At 61.0% G+C, this 21,789-nt stretch carries 18 protein-coding genes and 1 pseudogene; 7 read left to right on the forward strand and 12 right to left on the reverse strand.

Annotated features, from left to right (window positions below):
* Window positions 1-119: 119 nt before the first annotated feature.
* On the forward strand, window positions 120-752 hold the full coding sequence (locus AWX27_RS21345; protein WP_060424909.1) for a response regulator transcription factor: 633 nt from the start codon (window positions 120-122) through the stop codon (window positions 750-752).
* Window positions 749-2,533 (forward strand): hybrid sensor histidine kinase/response regulator, encoded by a 1,785-nt coding sequence (locus tag AWX27_RS21350; RefSeq protein WP_060424910.1) that lies wholly within the window; start codon window positions 749-751, stop codon window positions 2,531-2,533. The genes AWX27_RS21345 and AWX27_RS21350 overlap by 4 nt, the downstream gene beginning before the upstream one ends.
* Here AWX27_RS21350 and AWX27_RS21355 read toward each other — a convergent pair.
* Complete coding sequence (locus tag AWX27_RS21355; protein WP_060424912.1) at window positions 2,530-3,363, reverse strand: enoyl-CoA hydratase/isomerase family protein; 834 nt, start codon at window positions 3,361-3,363, stop codon at window positions 2,530-2,532. The genes AWX27_RS21350 and AWX27_RS21355 overlap by 4 nt on opposite strands.
* Before the next feature lie 122 nt (window positions 3,364-3,485).
* Between AWX27_RS21355 and AWX27_RS21360 the strand changes: the two genes are divergently transcribed.
* Window positions 3,486-3,848, forward strand: a complete 363-nt coding sequence (locus AWX27_RS21360; RefSeq protein WP_060424915.1) for a winged helix-turn-helix transcriptional regulator — start codon at window positions 3,486-3,488, stop codon at window positions 3,846-3,848.
* Window positions 3,849-4,052: 204 nt separating this feature from the next.
* Here the strand turns inward: AWX27_RS21360 and AWX27_RS25190 are convergent.
* The 3 genes and pseudogenes from AWX27_RS25190 to guaB all read right to left on the reverse strand — a co-directional run.
* Window positions 4,053-4,184 (reverse strand): annotated as a pseudogene (locus tag AWX27_RS25190) (type II toxin-antitoxin system Phd/YefM family antitoxin); the annotation flags it as partial.
* Between the two features lie 213 nt (window positions 4,185-4,397).
* Complete coding sequence (gene guaA, locus AWX27_RS21365; protein ID WP_019452367.1) at window positions 4,398-5,975, reverse strand: glutamine-hydrolyzing GMP synthase; 1,578 nt, start codon at window positions 5,973-5,975, stop codon at window positions 4,398-4,400.
* Between the two features lie 102 nt (window positions 5,976-6,077).
* A complete protein-coding gene (gene guaB, locus AWX27_RS21370; RefSeq protein ID WP_004941460.1) occupies window positions 6,078-7,541 on the reverse strand; it encodes an IMP dehydrogenase in 1,464 nt (487 codons plus the stop codon).
* 170 nt (window positions 7,542-7,711) lie between these two features.
* Between guaB and xseA the strand changes: the two genes are divergently transcribed.
* The gene (gene xseA / locus AWX27_RS21375; protein WP_055312720.1) at window positions 7,712-9,088 is read left to right on the forward strand and encodes an exodeoxyribonuclease VII large subunit; all 1,377 of its coding nucleotides are present in this window, start codon (window positions 7,712-7,714) and stop codon (window positions 9,086-9,088) included.
* A gap of 3 nt (window positions 9,089-9,091) precedes the next feature.
* Here the strand turns inward: xseA and AWX27_RS21380 are convergent, their stop codons facing one another.
* Both AWX27_RS21380 and AWX27_RS21385 read right to left on the reverse strand, forming a co-directional pair.
* Window positions 9,092-11,458 (reverse strand): glycoside hydrolase family 31 protein, encoded by a 2,367-nt coding sequence (locus tag AWX27_RS21380; protein ID WP_060424918.1) that lies wholly within the window; start codon window positions 11,456-11,458, stop codon window positions 9,092-9,094.
* Between the two features lie 11 nt (window positions 11,459-11,469).
* Entirely contained in the window at window positions 11,470-12,780 is a 1,311-nt protein-coding gene (locus AWX27_RS21385; RefSeq protein WP_033635583.1) for an MFS transporter, read from the reverse strand.
* A gap of 359 nt (window positions 12,781-13,139) precedes the next feature.
* Here AWX27_RS21385 and AWX27_RS21390 point away from each other — a divergent pair, with 359 nt between their 5' ends.
* The 3 genes from AWX27_RS21390 to AWX27_RS21400 all read left to right on the forward strand — a co-directional run bounded on the left by AWX27_RS21390 (window position 13,140) and on the right by AWX27_RS21400 (window position 15,651).
* Window positions 13,140-14,222: a LacI family DNA-binding transcriptional regulator gene (locus AWX27_RS21390; RefSeq protein WP_060424920.1), complete on the forward strand. Its 1,083-nt coding sequence runs from the start codon at window positions 13,140-13,142 to the stop codon at window positions 14,220-14,222.
* A 62-nt stretch (window positions 14,223-14,284) separates the two neighbouring features.
* Window positions 14,285-15,310, forward strand: a complete 1,026-nt coding sequence (locus tag AWX27_RS21395; RefSeq protein WP_060424922.1) for a M4 family metallopeptidase — start codon at window positions 14,285-14,287, stop codon at window positions 15,308-15,310.
* Complete coding sequence (locus AWX27_RS21400) at window positions 15,310-15,651, forward strand: protealysin inhibitor emfourin (RefSeq protein WP_033635587.1); 342 nt, start codon at window positions 15,310-15,312, stop codon at window positions 15,649-15,651. The genes AWX27_RS21395 and AWX27_RS21400 overlap by 1 nt, the downstream gene beginning before the upstream one ends.
* 4 nt (window positions 15,652-15,655) lie before the next feature.
* Here AWX27_RS21400 and AWX27_RS21405 read toward each other — a convergent pair whose 3' ends face one another.
* The 6 genes from AWX27_RS21405 to hisS all read right to left on the reverse strand — a co-directional run bounded on the left by AWX27_RS21405 (window position 15,656) and on the right by hisS (window position 21,669).
* Window positions 15,656-15,877 (reverse strand): zinc ribbon domain-containing protein, encoded by a 222-nt coding sequence (locus AWX27_RS21405; protein WP_060424924.1) that lies wholly within the window; start codon window positions 15,875-15,877, stop codon window positions 15,656-15,658.
* A gap of 12 nt (window positions 15,878-15,889) precedes the next feature.
* Window positions 15,890-16,846 (reverse strand): AEC family transporter, encoded by a 957-nt coding sequence (locus AWX27_RS21410; protein ID WP_060424926.1) that lies wholly within the window; start codon window positions 16,844-16,846, stop codon window positions 15,890-15,892.
* 99 nt (window positions 16,847-16,945) lie between these two features.
* On the reverse strand, window positions 16,946-18,436 hold the full coding sequence (gene der, locus AWX27_RS21415; protein ID WP_019452357.1) for a ribosome biogenesis GTPase Der: 1,491 nt from the start codon (window positions 18,434-18,436) through the stop codon (window positions 16,946-16,948).
* Window positions 18,437-18,567: 131 nt separating this feature from the next.
* Complete coding sequence (gene bamB, locus AWX27_RS21420) at window positions 18,568-19,749, reverse strand: outer membrane protein assembly factor BamB (RefSeq protein WP_060424928.1); 1,182 nt, start codon at window positions 19,747-19,749, stop codon at window positions 18,568-18,570.
* A gap of 11 nt (window positions 19,750-19,760) precedes the next feature.
* The gene (locus AWX27_RS21425; protein ID WP_049194911.1) at window positions 19,761-20,381 is read right to left on the reverse strand and encodes a YfgM family protein; all 621 of its coding nucleotides are present in this window, start codon (window positions 20,379-20,381) and stop codon (window positions 19,761-19,763) included.
* 13 nt (window positions 20,382-20,394) lie between these two features.
* Complete coding sequence (gene hisS / locus AWX27_RS21430) at window positions 20,395-21,669, reverse strand: histidine--tRNA ligase (protein ID WP_060424931.1); 1,275 nt, start codon at window positions 21,667-21,669, stop codon at window positions 20,395-20,397.
* Between the last annotated feature and the right edge of the window lie 120 nt (window positions 21,670-21,789).

Raw genomic sequence — 21,789 nt, forward strand, 5'->3', positions numbered from 1 at the left:
TATCCAAATCCTCGAATAATATATTTCCCTTTCCTAAACGAAAAAACCCTCCTAAAGTAGGGAGGGTTGATAATAATTCATCAGACTTATCTGAACTGTGAAGGCGAAAGGAGAATCCTTTGGGGCAGGATTATGCGTTGGTCGTTGATGACCATCCATTGGTAGCAAGCGGCATCGCTAATTTTCTCAGCACGCATTGCCGATTCAAACAGGCGCATGTGGTGACCAATGAAGAGAATTGCTACCGTCATATTAGGGAAAATGGCCCGCCGCGTTTACTGGTGATTGATTTTTGGCTCTCTTCCGGTACAGCGTTGAAATTACTCAAAGAAGTAAAACAACGTTATCCGCAGGTACGGATTTTAGTGGTCAGCGGCGACGAGAATAACGATATCTGGCAGAAAGTGCACAATGCCGGCGGGCACGGATTCGTATTAAAAAACGAGCCGCCTGAATTATTCGCCAGGGCGGTTTTTGCGCTAAACAATAATCAGGATTGGTTCCCGGAGGGAAATGAATCCACTATTAAAATCAGCCATGACCATTTAAATAAATTCAATTTAACGCCGAGGCAAATCGACGTATTGACCATGATGTTGCGCGGCCTGCCAAATAAAAGAATCGCGACGCAACTCTCTATTTCCGAACCTACCGTCAAAGAACATATCAGCAATATATTGAAAAAGATCGGCGTCAACAGCCGGGTAGAAGCCATCACGCTGTTGCACGGCAAACGGGATCCGTCGTCATGAGGTTTTTCCAGAATTTACAAAATGATGGTATCTCCCCACGCGCGCAGATCCGCCTGCTGGACAACACCTTCATGCGGCTGGTATTCAGTTTCACCGCCGTGCCTTTCGTCGGCATCCCGTTCGCCATCTGGATTTATTTGCTGGGTGATGAACTCGGCCCCACCATTACCTGGATCATCGTTTACCTGCTATGCGCCGTGGCGATCCGAATATGGCACCGTCGCTACCTGCATGAGGCCAAGGAAAATGATGAAGACACCGTGCTGCGCCGCTGGCTGCCGCGCATTAATAAGGTGGCCTTTATTCACGGGCTGGGGATCTCATCACTCTATTTAATTACGCCGCAGACCCATAACTTTGACTTTTTTCTGCTGCTCAATATCAGCATCGCCGCGATCGTCGCCGCCAACGCAACGCATCTGACGCCGGTTATCAGCACCTTTACCCGCTTTTTCTTCGCCTCCTGGGGGCTGCTGAACCTCGGCATCATCTGCCGGCTGGAAGACGTGATGTTCATCGTGCTGATGCTGAACTTGCTGTACGGCTTCGCCATTTACCGCCACGCGTTAACCTCGCATGCGTTCTTTATCCAGCAGGCGTTGCTCGAAGAACAAAGCTCGCGCCTGGCGGAGCAGTTCCGCCAGGCTAAAGAGGAGGCGGAACAGGCGCTGCTGGACAAGAACCAGTTCCTGACCACCGCCAGCCACGATCTGCGCCAGCCGGTGCACGCCATGGGCTTTCTGATCGAAGCCATCATCCACAAAAACCGCGACGACAGCCTGACGCCGCAGCTGCTGGATCTGCAGCAGAGCGTGCGTTCGGTGCATTTGATGTTCAATTCACTGCTCGATCTCAGCAAGATCGAATCCGGCAACGTACGCACCGCCGCCACCCATGTGGATATCGGCGCCCTGCTCGACTCGGTGATCACCCTGTTCCGCGAAGAGGCCAACAGCCGCGCCCTGGCGCTGCGCACCTGGCGGCCCAAACGGCGCATCAGCGTGATGGGCGATCCGCTGCTGGTGCGGCAATCGCTGATTAACCTGATCCAAAACGCCCTGCGCTACACGCAACAGGGCGGCGTGTTGATCGCTATCCGCCCGCGCGGCGCCGAGTGCCTGGTGGAAGTGTGGGACACCGGCGTGGGCATCGCCGACGAAGAGAAAAGCAAAATCTTCTCCCCTTACTACCGCCCCGAACTGGCGTGGAAAATCGACAGCGCCGGCCACGGGCTGGGGCTGGCGGTGGTGGCGCGCTGCGCCAAGCTGATGAAGGTGAAGTACGGCATGCACTCCGTCGAAGGCAAAGGTTCGCGCTTCTGGATGCGCTTCACGCAATACATCGGCGAAGATAAAGCGCCGGAAACCGCGGCTGCCTACGACAACACCGCCACGCCTATCCGCTATGCGCCGCTGCGCGGCGCCTGCCTGGTGGTGGACGACGATCCCTTGGTGACCTCCGCCTGGGAGAGCCTGATGAGCACCTGGGGCATCACCGTGCGCTGCGCGGCCTCCGCCGAGGAAGCCTTCACCATTGTCGACGACGGTTTTACGCCGTTCGCCGTGCTGTGCGACCAGCGCCTGCGCTCCGGCGAGAGCGGTTTCGACATCCTGAAAGCGCTGTTCGAACGCCTGCCGGACGTGAGCGGCGCGATGGTCAGCGGCGAGTTCAACTCGCAGATATTGCAAGAGGCCGAGCAGGAAGGCTATCTGGTGCTGCGCAAGCCGCTGGAGCCGGCCAGGCTGCATGCGCTGCTGACGCAGTGGGGGGCGGCATCTTAGCGGGCCAGATGACGCAGCAGGCCTTCAAGGTTGCGCTCCCCCTCCGGGGTTTGCGCACCGGCCTTCAGCCCGCCGCGAATCAACCGCTCCGCGGCCGGGCGTGCGAACAATCCCGCCCAGGCGTCGTGCTCGCGATAAAAACCGGCCTGCAGATCCGGCGCAGGCATCGCCTGTTTGGCCGCCGCAATCACGCCCTCTGGCAATGCCGCGATGTTGCGCGCTAACCGATCGACGAAATCATCCAGCTCGGCGGCAGGCAAGGCGCGGTTAATCCAGCCGTAGCGTTCTGCGGTAGCGGCATCGATGAGATCGGCGCCCAGGATCACTTCCAGAGCGCGGCCGCGCGTCATTCGGCTCGTCAGATACTGCGTCGCACCGCCGCCGGGCGTAATGCCCATCAAGGCCTCGCACTGGGCCAGTCCCGCCGTTTCCCGTGCCGCGAAAGCCATATCGGCCGCCGCCACAAACTCGGCGCCGCCGCCGCGCGCCAGCCCAGCCAGCTTAACGAGAGTGACCTGCGGCTGGCTGCGCAGCAGTTCGCCAAACGCCTGGAACGGATTAAGCCCCTCCGGCGCGTTGCTAGCCAGTTCATCGAAAGCGTGCGGCTCATCGATCAAGGTCATATCGACATGAGCAATAAAGAACGCTGGGTTCGCGCTCTGGAACACCAACACCCGCGTATCCGGATCGTCACGCACCGCGAGCAATAAACGGCTGATTTCCGACATCAGCGCCACATCAAGCACGTTTACCGGTGGGTTATCGATAGCGATCGTCATCACGCCGTGCGCATGAGACAGCCTGAGTTTGCTGAAATCTGTATCTGTCATCTCAATGTCCTTTTACCTGGGGTACAAGTGCGGGTTATTCGTGCCCTGTTTCAAATGGTATACTTTGCATACCTGGCGTCAATTACGCACCTTAAGCATCCCAGGGATGCAGGAGGATACCGATGGATAAGACCGATGTTGTTTACCGCGCCGACTGCCCAAGCCGCATCGTGCTCGATCAGATTGCCGATAAATGGTCCATGATGGTGCTGGAAGTGCTGCGCGAGCCGCAGCGTTTCAACGCCATCAAGCGCCGTTTGGATGGCGTCACGCAACGCGTGCTGACCCAGACACTACGCAAGCTGGAACGCAACGGCATGGTGCATCGCAAAGTGTTGGACGGGCGGGTGCTTGGCGTCGAGTATTCGCTGACGCCGCTCGGCAAATCCCTGCAGGGGCCGTTCTCGGTACTGTTCGACTGGACGTTAGGGAATATTGAGGCGATTCAGGAGTGCCAGCGCAAGTATGATGAGCAGGACGGGTGATGCGATCCCCAAAGTCTTTCACTTGCAGGTAAACGAGGGTTAGGCAGCCCTCGGGCTATCGGGGCATGATGAGACGCTTAAACAACAACTGCTGGATATCCTGATGGTGTGACAATGGAGTCAATACAGTGCCTTACGGTACGCGTGTGCTCAAAGGCCACCTGCTGTTCCAATGCAATCCCTTAATGTTGAGCACTGTAATGCTTAAAGCCCATCCAACAGCTGTTCCTTCGAGAACACACGCCCTTCCGCTTTATCCTTCGCTGACAGCATCAGTAATTTCAGCAGAGCAATGGCGTTCTCTCGCTTCTGCTGCTCATAGGATTCTATAACGTAGTTGATGGTCTCTACTTTCATCGTATCCCAGTCGCTATCAATCATACCAAGGTCTGAACATAGGCCATATTTCGACCACAAACAATGTTCGGCTTTACCCAAGGCTGGAAGCATGGCGGAAAAGATATGGCCAAATAAAGAAAAACCCCCTGTAAAAACAGAGGGTCTTAGTCACTACGGCCTAGTTACGAACAGGCTGCAGGAAGTGTTAAATCACTCCCACTCGATCGTCGCCGGCGGCTTGCCGCTGATGTCGTACACCACGCGGGAGATGCCGTTCACTTCGTTGATGATGCGGTTGGAGACGCGGCCGAGGAAGTCATACGGCAGGTGTGCCCAGTGCGCGGTCATGAAGTCGATGGTTTCTACCGCACGCAGGGAGACCACCCAGTCGTATTTGCGGCCGTCGCCCATCACGCCGACCGAACGCACCGGCAGGAACACGGTGAACGCCTGGCTGACTTTGTTGTACAGGTCGGCCTTGTGCAGCTCTTCGATGAAGATGGCGTCGGCGCGGCGCAGCAGATCGCAGTACTCTTTCTTCACTTCGCCCAGCACGCGCACGCCCAGACCCGGGCCCGGGAACGGGTGACGGAACAGCATGTCGTACGGCAGGCCCAGCTCCAGGCCGATCTTGCGCACTTCGTCTTTGAACAGCTCTTTCAGCGGCTCGACCAGGCCCAGCTTCATCTCTTTCGGCAGGCCGCCCACGTTGTGGTGCGACTTGATCACGTGCGCTTTGCCGGTGGCGGAAGCGGCGGATTCGATCACGTCCGGGTAGATGGTGCCCTGTGCCAGCCATTTCACCTGCTCTTGCTTGCAGGCTTCTTCGTCGAACACTTCAACGAACACGCGGCCGATGATTTTACGCTTAGCTTCCGGCTCGTCCACGCCCGCCAGCGCGGTCAGGAAGCGGTTTTCCGCCTCGACGTGCACGATGTTCAGGCCGAAGTGGTCGCCGAACATTTCCATCACCTGCTTGGCTTCGTTCAGGCGCAGCAGGCCGTTGTCGACGAATACGCAGGTCAGGCGTTTGCCGATGGCGCGGTGCAGCAGCATCGCGGTCACGGAGGAGTCTACGCCGCCGGACAGGCCGAGGATCACGTGGTCTTCACCCACCTGCTCGCGGATGCGCTCAACCGCATCTTCGATGATGGTGGCCGGGGTCCACAGGGCTTCACACTGGCAGATGTCCAGTACGAAACGCTCCAGCATGCGTTGGCCCTGGCGGGTGTGGGTCACTTCCGGGTGGAACTGCACGCCGTAGAAGCGTTTTTCTTCGTTGGCCATAATGGCGAACGGGCAGGTGTCGGTGCTGGCGATGGTCACGAAGTCGGACGGGATCGCGGTCACTTTGTCGCCGTGGCTCATCCACACGTCCAGCAGCGGTTTGCCGGCCGGGCTGATGGCATCTTCGATGTCGCGCAGCAGCGCGCTCTCTTTGACGATTTCCACCTGCGCGTAGCCGAACTCGCGTTCGTTGGAACCCTGCACATGGCCACCCAGCTGCATCGCCATGGTCTGCATGCCGTAGCACACGCCCAGCACCGGCACGCCGGCGTTGAACACGTAGTCCGGGGCGCGCGGGCTGCCGGCTTCGGTGGTGCTTTCCGGGCCGCCGGACAGGATGATGCCGCTTGGGTTGAATTCGCGGATCTGCTCTTCGCTAACGTCCCAGGCCCACAGTTCGCAGTAAACGCCGATTTCGCGCACGCGGCGGGCGACCAGTTGAGTGTATTGCGAACCGAAGTCCAGTATCAGGATGCGATGCTTATGGATATTTTGTGTCATGTGAGGCGAATTCCAGCAACAAGAGAAAAAGAGCGAAAATGTGTGTTTCGGGATGGGGCTTAACGCCCCACCCCGGCCTCTCACTCAGGAGAGGTTAAGGCATTAGCCCATGCGGTAGTTCGGCGACTCTTTGGTGATGGTCACGTCGTGCACGTGGCTTTCCTGAATGCCAGCGCCGCTGATGCGCACGAACTCAGCCTTGGTGCGCAGATCGTCGATGGTGGCGCAGCCGGTCAGGCCCATGCAGGAGCGCAGGCCGCCCATCTGCTGGTGCACGATGGCTTTCAGCATGCCTTTATAGGCGACGCGGCCTTCGATACCTTCCGGCACCAGTTTGTCGGCGGCGTTATCGGTCTGGAAGTAACGGTCGGAAGAACCTTTGGACATCGCGCCCAGCGAGCCCATGCCGCGGTAAGATTTGAACGAACGGCCCTGATACAGCTCGATTTCGCCCGGGGATTCTTCGGTGCCCGCCAGCATGGAGCCGACCATCACGCAGGATGCGCCCGCGGCGATCGCTTTGGCGATGTCGCCGGAGAAACGGATGCCGCCGTCGGCGATAACCGGGATGCCGGTGCCTTCCAGCGCTTCCACCGCGTCGGCGATGGCGGTGATCTGCGGTACGCCCACGCCGGTCACGATGCGGGTGGTGCAGATGGAGCCTGGGCCGATACCCACTTTCACCGCGCTCACGCCGGCTTCAGCCAGCGCTTTGGCGCCCGCAGCGGTCGCGACGTTGCCGCCGACGATCTGCAGATCCGGGTATTTGGCGCGGGTTTCGCGGATGCGCTGCAGCACGCCTTCGGAGTGGCCGTGCGAGGAATCGATCAGCAGGACGTCAACGCCTGCCGCCACCAGCGCGTCAACGCGCTCTTCGTTGCCGGCGCCGGCGCCGACCGCCGCGCCCACGCGCAGACGGCCATGCTCGTCTTTACAGGCGTTCGGTTTGCGTTCCGCTTTCTGGAAGTCTTTAACGGTGATCATGCCCAGCAGGTGGAAGCTGTCATCCACCACCAGCGCTTTTTCTACGCGCTTTTCGTGCATCTTCTGCAGCACCACGTCGCGCGCTTCACCTTCTTTCACGGTGACCAGGCGATCTTTCGGCGTCATGACCGCGGTGACCGGCTGGGTCAGATCGGTCACGAAGCGCACGTCGCGGCCGGTGATGATGCCGACCAGCTCGTTGTCTTCGGTCACGACCGGGTAACCGGCGAAGCCGTTGCGCGCGGTCAGCTCTTTCACTTCCTGCAGCGTGGTGGCCGGGGTAACGGTCTGCGGGTCGGTGACTACGCCGCTTTCATGCTTCTTCACGCGGCTGACTTCTTCAGCCTGGCGCTCGATAGACATGTTTTTGTGGATGAAGCCCAGGCCGCCTTCCTGCGCCAGCGCGATGGCCAGGCCGGATTCGGTAACGGTATCCATGGCTGCGGACAGCATAGGGATGTTCAGGCGGATGGTTTTGGTCAGTTGAGTGCCGAGCTCTGCGGTGTTAGGCAGAACCGTGGAGTGGGCTGGAACCAGGAGGACGTCGTCAAACGTCAGAGCTTCTTTAGCGATACGTAGCATGGGCAATATCTCACCAGGGTGGGCTGTGAAAAAGATAAAATATTGCCGCGGCATTATACAGAGCGGAATCGGTTGCCTCCAGCACTTTCTTGCAAAAAGTCTTGATTACCTTTTTCAGCCATGTAGTATCGACCAATTAAGTGATTGTTTTGAAATTTGATCTGGGTCACATGTCGCTACCTGTTTCGCCTTCCATTTTTACCGTAAGCCGCCTCAATCAGACGGTTCGCCAACTGCTGGAAATGGAAATGGGGCAGATTTGGCTCTCCGCCGAGATCTCCAACCTCTCCCAGCCCGCCTCCGGCCACTGGTATTTCACGCTGAAAGACGACCGCGCCCAAGTGCGCTGCGCAATGTTCCGCAACAGCAACCGCCGCGTCACCTTCCGGCCGCAAAACGGCCAGCAGGTCCTGGTGCGCGCCAGCATCACGCTGTATGAACCGCGCGGCGACTACCAGCTGATCGCCGAGAGCATGCAGCCCGCCGGCGACGGCCTGCTGCAGCAACAGTTCGAGCAGCTGAAACAGCGCCTGAGCGCCGAAGGGCTGTTCGATCAGCAGTTCAAGCAGCCGCTGCCCGCCCCGGCCAAACGCGTCGGGGTGATCACCTCCGCCAGCGGCGCGGCGCTGCACGATATTCTGCAGGTCTTGCAGCGGCGCGATCCGTCGCTGCCGATCGTCATCTACCCCACCTCGGTGCAGGGCGCAGAAGCGCCGATGCAGATCGTGCGCGCCATCGAGACCGCCAACCGCCGCGACGAATGCGACGTGCTGATCGTCGGCCGCGGTGGCGGTTCGCTGGAAGATCTGTGGAGCTTCAACGACGAACGCGTGGCACGGGCGATCTTCGCCAGCCGCATTCCGATCGTCAGCGCCGTCGGCCATGAAACCGACGTCACCATCGCCGATTTCGTCGCCGATCTGCGCGCACCGACCCCTTCCGCCGCCGCCGAACTGGTCAGCCGCAATCAGCTTGAGCTGTTGCGCCAGCTGCAGTCGCAGCAGCAGCGGCTGGAGATGGCGATGGATTACTATCTGGCGCAGCGCCAGCAGCAGTTCACCCGCATTCACCACCGTTTACAGCAGCAGCATCCGCATCTGCGCCTGGCGCGCCAGCAGACGCTGCTGTTCAAGCTGCAGCGCCGGATGGAAGACGGCATGCAGCAACAGCTGCGCCTGGCCGCCCGCCGCAGCGAACGCGCCCAGCAGCGGCTGGCGCAGGTGCAGCCGCAGGGCCGCATTCACCGCTACCAACAGCGCGTACAGCAGCAGGAATACCGCCTGCAGCAGGCGATGGAGCGGCAGCTCAACGCCTACCGCCAGCGCTTCGGCGTGGCCTGCAGCCAACTGGAAACCGTCAGCCCGCTGGCGACGCTGGCGCGCGGCTACAGCGTGACGCAAACCCCGCGCGGCGAGCTGCTGAAAACCACCAAACAGGCGCAGGTCGGCGAACTGCTGAAAACCCGCCTTCAGGACGGCTGGGTGGAAAGCGAGGTGAAAACCATCACCGTCGCCAAGAAGCCGCGCAAGAAACGCGCGGCCGAGTAACCCCTACTCCAGCGTAAAACGCTCGCCCGGTTCGCCGTTTACCCACAGCGCGCGCGTCTCGCCTTCCGGCAGGCTGAGCGCCAACGTGCGCCAGGCCGGGCGGAAACGCCCTTCCGTCGTGATATCCAGCATGATGCGCTGATTGTCGCAACGCATTTCCCAGCGCAGCCACAGCGCATCGCCCTGCCGCCAGCCGTCGCTTTCACCGTCGTCCTCAAACAGCAGCCCGCTGCTTGCGCCGCAGCCCTTGAGCGGAAACAGCCGCAGCTCGCGCCGATCGTCGGCGGCCACGTCCACATGCGCCAACCGCTGCGACAGCGGCAGCGCCGCCCCGGCGCGCACCAGCAGCGGCAGACGCTCCAGCGGCGCCGCCAGCGTTACCGTTTGGCCGCCGCCGAACCACTGGCCGCTGTAGAAGCAGTACCAGCCTTCGCCGTTGTCCGGCAGATACACCGAACGCCGGCGCTGCCCCGGCTCCACTACGCTGGCCACCAGCAGATCGCGGCCGATCAGAAAATCGTCGTTCTCGTCGAAGGTGCGCGCATCCTGTTCATGATCGAGAAAGGTCGGGCGCAGCATCGGCTCGTCGTCCGCGCAGGCCTGCCATAGCAGGGTGTAGAAATACGGCAGCAGCCGGTAACGCAGGTTGATCGCCTCGCGCACCGCCGGGGTGGCGGCCGGGTACATCCAGGGCTCGTTGACCGTGGCGTCGTCGTTCCAGGAGTGGATAGTGAAACGCGGATGCATCACGCCGTTTTGCACCCAGCGCACCAACAGCTCCGCGTCCGGCTTGTCGCCGGAGAAGCCGCCGACATCGTGGCCGAGGTTATACAGCCCGGACAGGCTCATGCCCAGCCCCATGCGGATGTTGTAGCGCAGCGTCTGCCAGCTGGTGCGGTTGTCGCCGCTCCAGGTCTGCACGTAGCGCTGCATGCCGGCGCAGCCGGAGCGCGAGATCAGGTACGGCCGCTTCTGCGGCGCGAAGCGCTGCTGGGCCTCCATCGAGGCGCGCATCATCAGCAGCGGCATCACCGGGCGGATGTGCTTGATGGCGATCGGCCGCCCGAAGCCGTGGCAGCGTGCTTCGCCGTCCCACACTTCGTACTCGTTGTTGTCGTTCCAGGTCGAATCGATGCCCATCTCCAGCAGCTGCTGCGTGACACCCTGCTGCCACCAGCGCACCGCCGCCGGGTTGGTGAAGTCGAGGTGCGATCCCTCATCGTCCCAGAAGCTGGAGCGCTCGGGCGCGTCGCTTTGCGAATCGCGGATAAACAGCCCCTGCGCCGCCACCGCCTGATACTGCGGGTGATCCTGCAGCAGGCACGGTTTGATGTTGGCCGCCAGCCTGAGACCGGCGTCGTGAAACGCCTGGCTCAATTGCTTGGGCTGCGGCACCTTGTCGTAATTCCAGTTGAACACGTAGCGCTTGTTGTTGATCGAGGTGTAGCCCGACGACAGCTGGAAAGAGTCGCAGGGAATGGCGTGTTGACGGCACAGCGCAATGAACTGCTGCAGCTGCTGCTGGGCGTCCGGCGCGTCGGTGTAGTGCATGGTCGAGCCGCTGTAGCCCAGGCTCCACTTCGGCCCGAAGTGAGTGCGGCCGGTCAGGCGCACGAAGGCCTTGGTGACGTCCACTACCTTCGGCCCGAGGAACAGATAGTAATCCAGATCGCCCGCTTCGGCCTGATAGCGGCGATAGGCCGCGTGGTAGTTGTCGATCTCGTTGCCCAGATCCAGCCAGCAGCTGCTCAGGTTATCGTAAAACAGGCCGAAGCTCGCCTCCGGCCCGCGGGTGATGGTAAACGGAATGTGCTTGTACAGCGGATCGGTGCTGGCGGCGTTGTAGCCCATCGCGTCCAGATTGCGCATCTCGAAGCGGCGGCCGGTGCGTTCCAGATCGCCGGTTTTTTCCCCCAGGCCGTAATAGCGCTCATCGGCGAAACGGCGCTGGTAGTGCGCCACGCCGTCGCCGTGCGCATTGAGCAGGTAGGCGCTGGTCGGCCGGTCCGCCGCCAGCGGCCGCCACTCGCCGGCGGCGTTGCAGTACGCCCATTCCAGCCACAGCGGCTGATGCACCGTTACGCGCAGACGCGGCGTGCTGACCACCAGCCGATCGCCCTCCTGGCGCAGCTGATAGCCCGGCAGGCTGAAGCCGGCGACGCTGAGCCGATCGCGCCCCTCCCAGGGCACATCCTCCTGCGGCGCGATGCTCCAGGTGCGATCCAGCGCCAGCTCGCCCTCACGTTTGATCAACACGCGGAACAGATCGTTTTCCAGCACGTACAGGCAGAAACGGTGGCGTTCATCGACCAGCAGCTCAACGTGGTCGGCATGCTGCGCCGCCAACGTCCAGTTTTTCAAGGTTTTCATAAGCATTCCACTTAGCTGTGTGAAGGTGTTTTCTTACCGCCGCGTTCGGCGATCAGGGCAATCAGGAACAGGGCGCCGATCAGGTCGAAGAAACCCATGGCGATGAACAGCGGGTTGAAGCCGATGGTGTCGGATACCGCGCCGATCAGGAGCGTGAACAGGAAGCTGGCGATCCAGGCACTGGAGCCGCGCATACCATTGACCGTCGCCATCTGGTTTTTATCGAACGACTCCACCACCAGCGCACTGAGCATGCAGGAGATCACCTGGTGGCCGAAGCCGCCGATCGAGATCAGCGCGATCGCCACATAGGGATCTTGGGTGATCGCCACGAACGCCAGCGACACCATCAGGAAAGCGCCGGTCACCGAGCTGGCGACCACCGAGTTGACGCGGCTGCAGCCGAACCATTTGCGGTACAGGGTGGTGAGATAGCCGCTGGCGACGCTGCCGATATCCGCCGCCAGGAACGGCAGCCAGGCGAACATCGCGATCTGTTTCAGATCCATGCCGCGTTCGGTAGCCAGGTACAGTGGCACCCAGAAGCTGAAGACCGCCCAGGCCGGTTCGGCGAGAAAGGCCGGGATGGCGATGCCGTAGAACTTCTTGTTCTTGCACAGGCTGGCCAGCGAGGTGAGGAACGGCAGCTTCGGCAGCACCGGCTCGTTGTCTTCGCGGATCAGATCCAGCTCTTGCTGGCTGAGGTTCGGGTGCTGCTGCGGCGAGTGGTAGAACAGCCACCACAGCACCACCCAAATCAGCGCCAGCCCGCCGGAGAACAGGAAGGCGCCCTGCCAGCCGAAGGAGACGTGGGCGATAACAATGATCGGCGGCGCCAGCATGGCGCCGATGGAGAAACCGACGCCCGCCCAGCCGGCGGCGATCGGCCGCTCCTTCTTCGGGAACCAGTCGGAGATCGCCTTGGCGTTGGCCGGGGTGGCCGCCGCCTCCGCGCCCCCCATGAAGAAGCGCAGAATGGCCAGTTGCAGCCAGCTGCCGGCGCCGGCGTGCAGCATGCATACCACCGCCCAAATGCCGGCGCAGATCAGAAAGCCCATCTTCAGGCCGATAACGTCGATCAGCCAGCCGCAGATCGGCTGAAACACCGTGTAAGCCAGCTGGAACGACGCCACCACCCAGGCATATTGCTCGGTGCTCATGTTCAGGCTGGTTTTCAGCTCCGGCGCCAAAATGCCCAGCGAGTTACGGGTGATGTAGTTGACCGTGACGCCCAGCAAGAACAGCGCCAGCATCCACCAGCGCAGCGATTTGAACTTGCGCCGGCCGCTCTGCGCGACCGCCTGATTGATCTCCACACTCATCGGTTCTCTCCCCGCGGCCGCCGGCGACGGCAACGCGCGTTTTAGTAGGGTACGTTGTGCTATCAAACACGGGACGGTGAAAACGGGTCGGCGCCGTATCATTGGCCGACAGACAATCACAACCCCATGATTTATTTTTTGTTTTCTTTTTCGCACACCGTTAAAATTGGACTGACAGGTCGCTAAAATTGGTGTACCAATGCAGACTACTCAGCGAGAGCGCGTAGCGAAACGGGGTTTTTTGCAAAGATTTTCACAGGCGGGTGAAAAAATAGTCATAATGGGCATGAAAGCCGGTCAAGACGCTGAAAATCCGCGGTGAAAATATTCTCATGGACGAATTTGAAGGAGATCACAGAATGAACGGAAAGCTGAAAATTCAGGAGATCGCTCGCCAAACCGGATTGTCGATCAGCACCGTTTCCCGCGTGCTGGCGGGCAAGGCCAACACAAGCGCCGAGGCGCGCCGCAAGGTGCTGGACTGTGCGCAGCAAAACGGCATTCTGCAGGGTATTTCCAGCGGCCGGCTGATGCTGAACAACGTGATGGTGTTCGCGCCGCAGCGCGCGTTCGACGTGCGCACCGACATCTTCTACTACAAGGTCATTCAGGGTATCGCCGCCGCGCTGATGGAGCACGAGGTGCGCATCCGCTACTGCGGGCTGGAAGAGCAACACAGCGACGGCGCGCTGTTTCTGGAAAAGATGAGCGACCCGCACACCGAAGCGGCGCTGATCATCGGCATCGACGACGAGCATATCCACACCCTGGCCGCCGATCTGCACAAGCCCTGCGTGCTGATCAACTGCAGCGATCGGCAGATGCGGCTGGACAGCGTCTCACCGGATCATCAGCTGATCGGTGATTACTCCGCCAGCTACCTGTTCCAGCAGGGGCACAGCCATATCCTCAATTTGCAGTGTCTGCGCCGCCACACCATGGAGCTGCGGCTGGCGGGCATCCGGCAGGCCTACGCCCGGCATCATTTGCCGTTCGACGACGGCCGCCATCTGGTCACCACCTCGGGCTTCGGCGGCGAAGAGGCCGAGCAGGCGCTGACCACCTATCTCGACGGCCTCCTCGGCCACTCCCCGCTGCCGACGGCGATCCTGGCCGGCGGCGACTACATGGCGGTCGGGGCGGTCAAGGCGCTCAACAAGCGGGGGCTGAGCGTGCCGGGCGACGTCTCGGTGATGAGCACCGACGGCTTCAACCTGGCGGAAATCCACGATGTGCCGCTGACCTCGGTGCAGGTTCCGCGCGATGAGCTGGGCTACGAGGCGATCCAACTGCTGCAACGGCGCATGCTGCGCGCCGACGCGCCGCCGTGCAATCTGCTGCTGCACGGCCGGCTGGCGGTGCGCGCCTCGGTGCGGCGCATCAGCCCGCACAAGACCGCGCCGGCGGTGAGCACGCATGACCACAGGCTTTATGACGAGTAGGCTACACTTAGGCACAGTGCATTCATTCGATGAGGTAAAATTTTTGCCTAAGGAGAGCCACTATGCCAGCCCAGCGCATGCGTTCCGTCATTCCTCCCTACATGCTGCGCCGCATCATTGAACACGGCAACGCCCCGCAGCGCGACTGCGCGCTGCACACGCTGAACCACGTGCAAAGCCTGCTCGGCAATAAGCCGCTGCGTTCGCCGGCCGAGAAAAACGCCCGAGCCGGCGAAGCGCTCCGCGATATCTACGACGCCCAAAACGGCACCCAGCTGCCCGGAAAACAGGTGCGCAAAGAGGGCCAGCCCAGCAACCACGACGTGGCGGTGGACGAGGCCTACGACTATCTCGGCGTCACCTACGATTTCTTCTGGCAGGCCTACCGCCGCAATTCACTGGATAACCAGGGGCTACCGCTGGTTGGCAGCGTGCACTACGGCAAGGAGTACCAGAACGCCTTCTGGAACGGCCAGCAGATGGTGTTCGGCGACGGCGACGGCGAGATCTTCAACCGCTTCACCATCGCCATCGACGTGGTCGGCCACGAACTGGCGCACGGCGTGACCGAGAGCGAAGCCGGGCTGATCTACTACCAGCAGTCCGGGGCGCTCAACGAGTCGTTGTCCGACGTATTCGGCTCGTTGGTCAAGCAGTTCCACCTGCAGCAAACCGCCGATAAAGCCGACTGGCTGATAGGCGCCGGGCTGCTCGCCAAGGGCATCAAAGGCAAAGGGCTGCGCTCGATGTCGGCACCCGGCACCGCCTACGACGATCCGCTGCTGGGCAAAGACCCGCAGCCCGCCAGCATGAAAGATTATATCCAGACCAAGGAAGACAACGGCGGTGTGCACCTCAACTCCGGTATCCCCAACCGCGCCTTCTACCTGGCGGCGACGGCGCTGGGCGGCTTCGCCTGGGAGAAAGCCGGCTACGTCTGGTATGACACGGTGTGCGACAAAGCGCTGCCGCAAAACGCCGACTTCGCCACCTTCGCCCGCGCCACGGTGAAACATGCGCTAGCGCGTTTCGACCAGAGCGTGGCGGACAAGGTGCAGCAAGCCTGGCATCAGGTGGGGGTGGAATAATGAAACCGCTGCCGACGCTCAATCAGGATACGGTCATTGAGCTGGCGCGCGAGGGGGGCTTCGCCTACATTCCCAAACTGGCGGGCCAGCGCCGCATCGCGCTGGCCGATATCACGCCGGAGCAGCGGCAGCGCCTGAATCAGTTGCTGAACCAGACGCTGCCCTATGCGCAGGAAGAAGGCCAGCCCACCTCCCCCGGCTGCGGCGACCAGCGCTACTACCGCGTGCAAATCAACTACACCAGCCCCACCCTGAGCACTGAGATCGTGCTGTTAATCCCGGAAAGCAGCGCGCCGCAGGCGCTGGTGGATCTGTGGAAAACCGGCCAGGTGGATGAGTGAGGGCTTACAGCGGCTGATAGCTGAAATTCACCCGTTTTTTGGAGATCAGCCCGTGCCCGTTCTGGCACAGGTAATCCACCGCCCCGCAGGCTTTCAATTCTTGCAGCGGCTGCCCGCACTCCGGGCAGCTCGCCAGCTGCCGATAATCGCTCTGGCAGGTTTCACAATGGTAGTGACCCGCTACCCACTTCATGGTCTGACGGCAGTGCGGACAGTGCGCTTCCATAACGACTCCAGGTTAAATCGCGCCCCATGAGCGCAAGAAATAGATCCCCAACGCGGTGGTGAAGAACGAACCGACGGTGGTGATGGCGATAATGTTGGCCGCCAGCGTGGCGTTGCCGCCCATGGCGCGCGTCATCACATAGCTGCCCGAAGCGGTCGGCGTGGCGGAAAACAGGAAGATAATGCCCAGCGCCGCCCCCTGAAACCCGCACAGCCAGCCGGCCAGCGTCATCAGGCACGGCACCAGAAACAGCTTGGCCGCCGACGACAGCGCCGCCACGTTGGACGAGCGGAACATGGCGCGAAAATCCAGGCTGGCGCCGGTGCACAGCAGCGCCAGCGGCAGCGACAGCGCGGAAATATAGCTGCCGGTCTGGCGGATCACGGCCGGGATGCCCAGCCCGGTTTGCGCATACAGCAGCCCGCACACCAGGCCAATGATCAGCGGATTGGTAACGATGCTGCGCAGCAAAGACAGGTGGCTGATTTTCTTGCCCTGCCCGCCCTGCAGGCTGCGCGTGAGGGTGATGACCGACAGTATGTTGAACAGGATCACCGTCACCGTCAGGTACAGCGAGGCGAGCGCAATCCCTTCGCTGCCATAGGCGGTCATGGCGTAGGCCAGGCCGACGATGGCGGTATTGGCGCGGAAACCGCCCTGTACGAACACCCCGCGCTCACGCGGCTCTTTCACCAGCCACTTGGCGGCCAGCTCCAAGAGCAGGAAGGTCGCCAGCGTGCCGACCGCGCCAAACAGCACCAGCGGCAGGTTGCCGAGCAGCTGCGGGTGGTTGGTGGCGATGCTGAAAAACAGCAGGCACGGCAGCGCCAGATTGAACACCAGGCGGGTCGCGCCGTCGACAAAGCGGTCATCCATCAGGCGCCAATGGCGCAGCAGGATCCCCAGCAGCATCATCAACAGATTCGGCACGGTGACGTTAAACGCAAAACTCCAGGTTTCCCAGGACATGGTGTTCCTTCAGGCAGGCGAGGTAATCTTCAGATAATAAAACGATTTCGGGCCAATAAAAAAGGGGCGCGGCATCACTGCCGCGCCCCACATGAGCGATTACTTGCTCTTTTTCAGGTGGCTCATCAGGCGCTTGCGCTTACGCATCTGGGTCGGCGTCAGCAGGTTGCGTTTGCCGGCGAACGGGTTGTCGCCCTCTTTGAACTGAATACGGATCGGCGTCCCCATCACGTTCAGCGAGCGGCGGAAGTAGTTCATCAGGTAGCGCTTGTACGAATCGGCCAGATCGCTGACCTGGTTGCCGTGGATCACCACGATCGGCGGGTTGTAACCGCCGGCGTGGGCATATTTCAGCTTCACGCGGCGGCCGCGCACCAACGGCGGCTGGTGATCGTCAACCGCCATCTGCATGATTTTGGTCAGCATCGAGGTATTTACGCGGCGGGTTGCGCACTCGTAGGCTTCCTGCACCGATTCGAACAGGTTGCCGACGCCGCTGCCGTGCAGCGCGGAAATGAAGTGCACGCGCGCGAAGTCGACGAAGCCCAGACGCAGGTCGAGCATCTCTTTCACGTGCTCGCGATCTTCTTCGCTCATGCCGTCCCACTTGTTGACCGCAATCACCAGTGAGCGCCCACTATTGAGGATAAAGCCGAGCAGCGAGAGATCTTGATCGGAGATGCCTTCACGCGCGTCGATCACCAGCAGCACGACGTTGGCGTCTTCAATCGCCTGCAGGGTTTTGATCACCGAGAACTTCTCGACGGTTTCGGTCACCTTGCCGCGTTTACGCACCCCGGCGGTGTCGATCAGCACATATTCGCGTTCGTCGCGCACCATCGGAATGTAGATGCTGTCGCGGGTGGTGCCCGGCATGTCATACACCACCACGCGCTCCTCGCCGAGGATGCGGTTAGTGAGCGTAGACTTACCAACGTTCGGACGACCGACGATCGCCAGTTTGATCGGCAGATCCTGCGGGTTGAACTCTTCTTCCGGCTCTTCGTCTTCTTCGCCTTCCAGCGTTTCGCCGTTTTGCTCGGCCCAGTAAGCGGCGTTGGCCTCTTCCTCGGTCAGCTCGACGTCTTCCGGTTTTTCCGGCACGAACGGCACCAGCACGTGTTCGATCAGCTGGGTCACGCCACGGCCGTGGGAAGCGGCGATAGCGAACACTTCACCCAGGCCGAGCGAGTAGAAATCGGCGGTGGCGGTATCCGGATCCAGGCCGTCGGTCTTGTTGGCCACCAGGAAGGTCGCCTTCTGGCGGCTGCGCAGGTGCTGAGCGATGCCCTGATCCGCCGGCATCAGGCCGGCGCGGGCGTCGACCATGAACAGCACGATGTCCGCCTCTTCGATCGCCAGCAGCGACTGACCGGCCATGCGCGTTTCGACGCCGTCTTCGGTGCCGTCGATACCGCCGGTATCGACGATGATGAATTCATTGCCTTCGATTTCAGCACGACCATACTTGCGGTCACGCGTCAGCCCCGGGAAATCCGCCACCAGCGCATCGCGCGTATGGGTTAAACGGTTGAACAAGGTGGATTTACCCACATTCGGGCGCCCGACCAGCGCGACGACAGGTATCATTGTTGAAGCCTCATTACTTAATAATCAATGCGTTACTGCACTGTGGATAGACACCAGCGGTACAGCTTATAAAAATACGAAACGGCCCCTGAACATTCAGGAGCCGTTTTCAAGCCTTGCGACGAGCGGCGTTAGCGGGTGAAAGCGTAAACTTTCCCGCCGCGAGCCTGGATGACCAGCTTGTCGCCGGCCACCATCGGCGCAGACAGGAAGCCGGAGCTGTCCACTTCCTGCTGGGCGACAAAACGGCCATCGGTGGTGTTGATCCAGTGCAGATAGCCTTCGGCGTCACCGGTCACCAGATAACCATTATACATCACCGGCGGCGTCAGGTTGCGGTGCAGCAGATCGCTCTGCGTCCACACGGTCACGCCGCCTTCGGTGCTGAGCGCGACTACGCGATCGTTTTGGTCGATCAGGTAGATGCGGCCCGCGTCGACGATGAAATCGTTCACCGAACCCAGCTCGCGTTTCCAGATAATCTGGCCGGAACGCAGATCCAGCGCCGTCAGGTTGCCGTTGTAGCCCAGCGCGTAGACCACGCCATCAACGATCACCGGCGTGGTGTCCACGTCGTTCAGGCGATCGATTTCGGTCGCGCCGCTCGGCTGAGAAATACGCTGTTGCCAGATCAGTTGACCCTGCTGCATCAGCACGGCGCTGACGCGGCCGTTGTCACCGCCGACGATGGCGGCGCCAAAGGCGACGGCCGGCGCGGATTCACCGCGCAGCGACAGCGAAGGCATGTCCAGGTTAACCGTCCATTTCACCGCGCCGTCGGCTTCGTTCAGCGCCTGCAGCATGCCGTTGGAGGTGTGCACCAACACCATGCCGTCGCTGACAACCGGACGGGAGATCGCTTCGCCGGCCACTTTGGTCTGCCAGGCGATGGCGCCGTCGGCGGTGTTCAATGCGTAAACCACCGCTTTTTCGCTGCCGACGTAAACCTTGTCACCCGCGACCGTCAGGCCGCCCGACAGCAGCGCAGACAGGTTGCTGGAGAAGAAACCGGTCTTCTCGGAGAGATTGACCTTCCACTTCTCGTTGCCGCTGTCGGCGTCCATCGCTTTCACGATGCCGAAGCGATCGGCGGCGTAAATGGTACTGTCCTGATAGGCCGGACGCAGGTGGGAGTAATACTCACCGATACCGTCGCCCACCGAGGTGCTCCACGCCTTGTTCGGCGTAAACTGATTTTCAACTTTCGGCAACGGCGACATGGTAACCACGTCTTCTTCGCTGTTAAACAGCGAGCAACCACTCAGCAAGGCAGCGGAAACCAGTCCGACCAAGAGTGTTTTACGCAATTGCATGGGAATTCCCCTTAGCTGGACAAGTTATTCAATTTCATGCGCAGCAGAACCTGCAGCGCCTGAGAAGCGTTGGATTCAATGCCTTTGCTGTAAGCTTCGCGCGCGCCCTTGACGTCGCCCTTGGCCAGCAGCACATCGCCGCGCACATCCTGCATCATCGCCGCCCAGCCTTCGCCTTTCACGCCATCCAGCGTTTTCAGCGCTTCATCCAGCTTTTTCTCCTGCAGCTGGACGCGCGCCAGACGCAGATCGATCATTGCCAACAGGTTGTCGTCTTTGGTCTGGCCCTGCGCCAGCGCCAGTTGTTGTTCCGCCTTGGCGAAATCATTCTGTTCGACAAAGTGCTTGGCCAACTGCAGCGCGGCCAATACGCCGTAGCTGTTGCCGTTAGCCTGGACAAATTTCTCCGCGGCAGCCACGTCATCCGGCTTGCCGGCCGCCAGACGATCGCTGGCTTCCTGATAGGATTGCGACGCAGCCATCATGTTGGAGTTTTCATGGCTCTGCCAGTAACGCCAGCCAACCAGGGCACCAATTCCGAGCACCACGCCCACCGCCAGCGCTTTGCCGTTCTCGGCAAAGAACCGACGCAGTGCGTCGACTTGTTCGTTTTCAGTGGTATAGACTTCCACGGTGTCCTTCTCCTTAACCTAACATCAAAGCCAGACGCGCAGCGACTTCGCCTTGCGCCAGCGTTTCTTGTTCACCACTGCGCAGGTCTTTCACCACCACCTGCTGCGCCGCCACTTCGCTCTCACCCAGGATCAGCGCGATGCGCGCGCCCCACTTGTCCGCACGGGTGATCTGCTTCTTGAAGTTGCCGCCGCCGTAATTGGTCATCAGCTTCAGCTGCGGCGCCGCGTCGCGCACCTGTTCAGCCAGCTGCATCGCCGCGCTCTGGGTGCCCGCGCCGGAAGAGATGACGTACACGTCGATAGCCGACGGCGCCTTGAATTCCGGGTTAACCGCCTGCACCAGCAACACCAGGCGCTCGAGGCCCATGGCGAAACCGACCGCCGGGGTGGCGCGGCCGCCCAATTGCTCGACCAGGCCGTCGTAACGGCCGCCCGCGCAGACGGTGCCCTGCGCGCCCAGGCTGGTGGTCACCCACTCAAACACGGTGCGGTTGTAGTAATCCAGACCGCGCACCAGGCGCTCGTTAACGGTATATGGGATACCTGCCTGCGCCAAAAGTTCACACAGACCGGCGAAGTGAGCACGGGATTCTTCGTCCAGGTACTCGGACAGGCGCGGCGCGTCGTTCAACAGCGCCTGCACCTCAGGATTTTTGGAATCCAGCACGCGCAGCGGGTTGCTGTACATGCGGCGTTTGCAGTCTTCGTCCAGCACCTCGACGTGCTGCTCCAGGAACGCCACCAGCGCGTCGCGGTAGTTGGCGCGCGCCTCCAGCGAACCGATGGAGTTCAGCTCCAGCTTGACGTGCTCGGCGATGCCCAGCGCTTTCCACCAGCGGGCCGTCAGCAGGATCAGCTCGGCGTCGATGTCCGGGCCTTGCAGGCCGAACACTTCCGCGCCCAGCTGATGGAACTGACGGTAGCGGCCCTTCTGCGGGCGCTCGTAGCGGAACATCGGGCCGATGTACCACAGACGCTGTTCCTGATTGTACAGCAGACCATGTTCGATGCCGGCGCGCACGCAGCCAGCCGTCCCTTCCGGACGCAGCGTCAGGCTTTCGCCGTTGCGGTCTTCGAAGGTATACATCTCTTTTTCCACGACGTCGGTCACTTCGCCGATCGCGCGTTTGAATAACGGGGTCTGCTCTACAATCGGCAACCGGATTTCGCTGTAACCGTAGCTGCCCAGCACCTGCTTGAGGGTGCCTTCAATACGCTGCCATAATGCCGTTTCTTCCGGCAGGTAGTCGTTCATGCCGCGAATGGCTTGAATGTTCTTTGCCACGTGAGTTCTCTGTCCGTTGTCTGTAAAAATGAACCCGATTATAGGGACTTTGCCGCCCGGTATTCAACGCGGATGCGGTTTTCTGCCCTTCAGGTTCATAAACAAGCGGGCCAACAGGCC

The organism is Serratia sp. 2880STDY5682894 (assembly GCF_001537385.1).
Classification (GTDB): domain Bacteria; phylum Pseudomonadota; class Gammaproteobacteria; order Enterobacterales; family Enterobacteriaceae; genus Serratia; species Serratia nevei.

Excerpts from the sequence above, each read along its gene's own strand:
- AWX27_RS21350 (WP_060424910.1), top strand. The coding sequence starts at position 749 with ATGAGGTTTTTCCAGAATTTACAAAATGATGGTATCTCCCCACGCGCG.
- AWX27_RS21355 (WP_060424912.1), bottom strand. The coding sequence starts at position 3,363 with ATGACAGATACAGATTTCAGCAAACTCAGGCTGTCTCATGCGCACGGC.
- AWX27_RS21360 (WP_060424915.1), top strand. The coding sequence starts at position 3,486 with ATGGATAAGACCGATGTTGTTTACCGCGCCGACTGCCCAAGCCGCATC.
- guaA (WP_019452367.1), bottom strand. The coding sequence starts at position 5,975 with ATGACACAAAATATCCATAAGCATCGCATCCTGATACTGGACTTCGGT.
- guaB (WP_004941460.1), bottom strand. The coding sequence starts at position 7,541 with ATGCTACGTATCGCTAAAGAAGCTCTGACGTTTGACGACGTCCTCCTG.
- xseA (WP_055312720.1), top strand. The coding sequence starts at position 7,712 with ATGTCGCTACCTGTTTCGCCTTCCATTTTTACCGTAAGCCGCCTCAAT.
- AWX27_RS21380 (WP_060424918.1), bottom strand. The coding sequence starts at position 11,458 with ATGAAAACCTTGAAAAACTGGACGTTGGCGGCGCAGCATGCCGACCAC.
- AWX27_RS21385 (WP_033635583.1), bottom strand. The coding sequence starts at position 12,780 with ATGAGTGTGGAGATCAATCAGGCGGTCGCGCAGAGCGGCCGGCGCAAG.
- AWX27_RS21390 (WP_060424920.1), top strand. The coding sequence starts at position 13,140 with ATGAACGGAAAGCTGAAAATTCAGGAGATCGCTCGCCAAACCGGATTG.
- AWX27_RS21395 (WP_060424922.1), top strand. The coding sequence starts at position 14,285 with ATGCCAGCCCAGCGCATGCGTTCCGTCATTCCTCCCTACATGCTGCGC.
- AWX27_RS21400 (WP_033635587.1), top strand. The coding sequence starts at position 15,310 with ATGAAACCGCTGCCGACGCTCAATCAGGATACGGTCATTGAGCTGGCG.
- AWX27_RS21405 (WP_060424924.1), bottom strand. The coding sequence starts at position 15,877 with ATGGAAGCGCACTGTCCGCACTGCCGTCAGACCATGAAGTGGGTAGCG.
- AWX27_RS21410 (WP_060424926.1), bottom strand. The coding sequence starts at position 16,846 with ATGTCCTGGGAAACCTGGAGTTTTGCGTTTAACGTCACCGTGCCGAAT.
- der (WP_019452357.1), bottom strand. The coding sequence starts at position 18,436 with ATGATACCTGTCGTCGCGCTGGTCGGGCGCCCGAATGTGGGTAAATCC.
- bamB (WP_060424928.1), bottom strand. The coding sequence starts at position 19,749 with ATGCAATTGCGTAAAACACTCTTGGTCGGACTGGTTTCCGCTGCCTTG.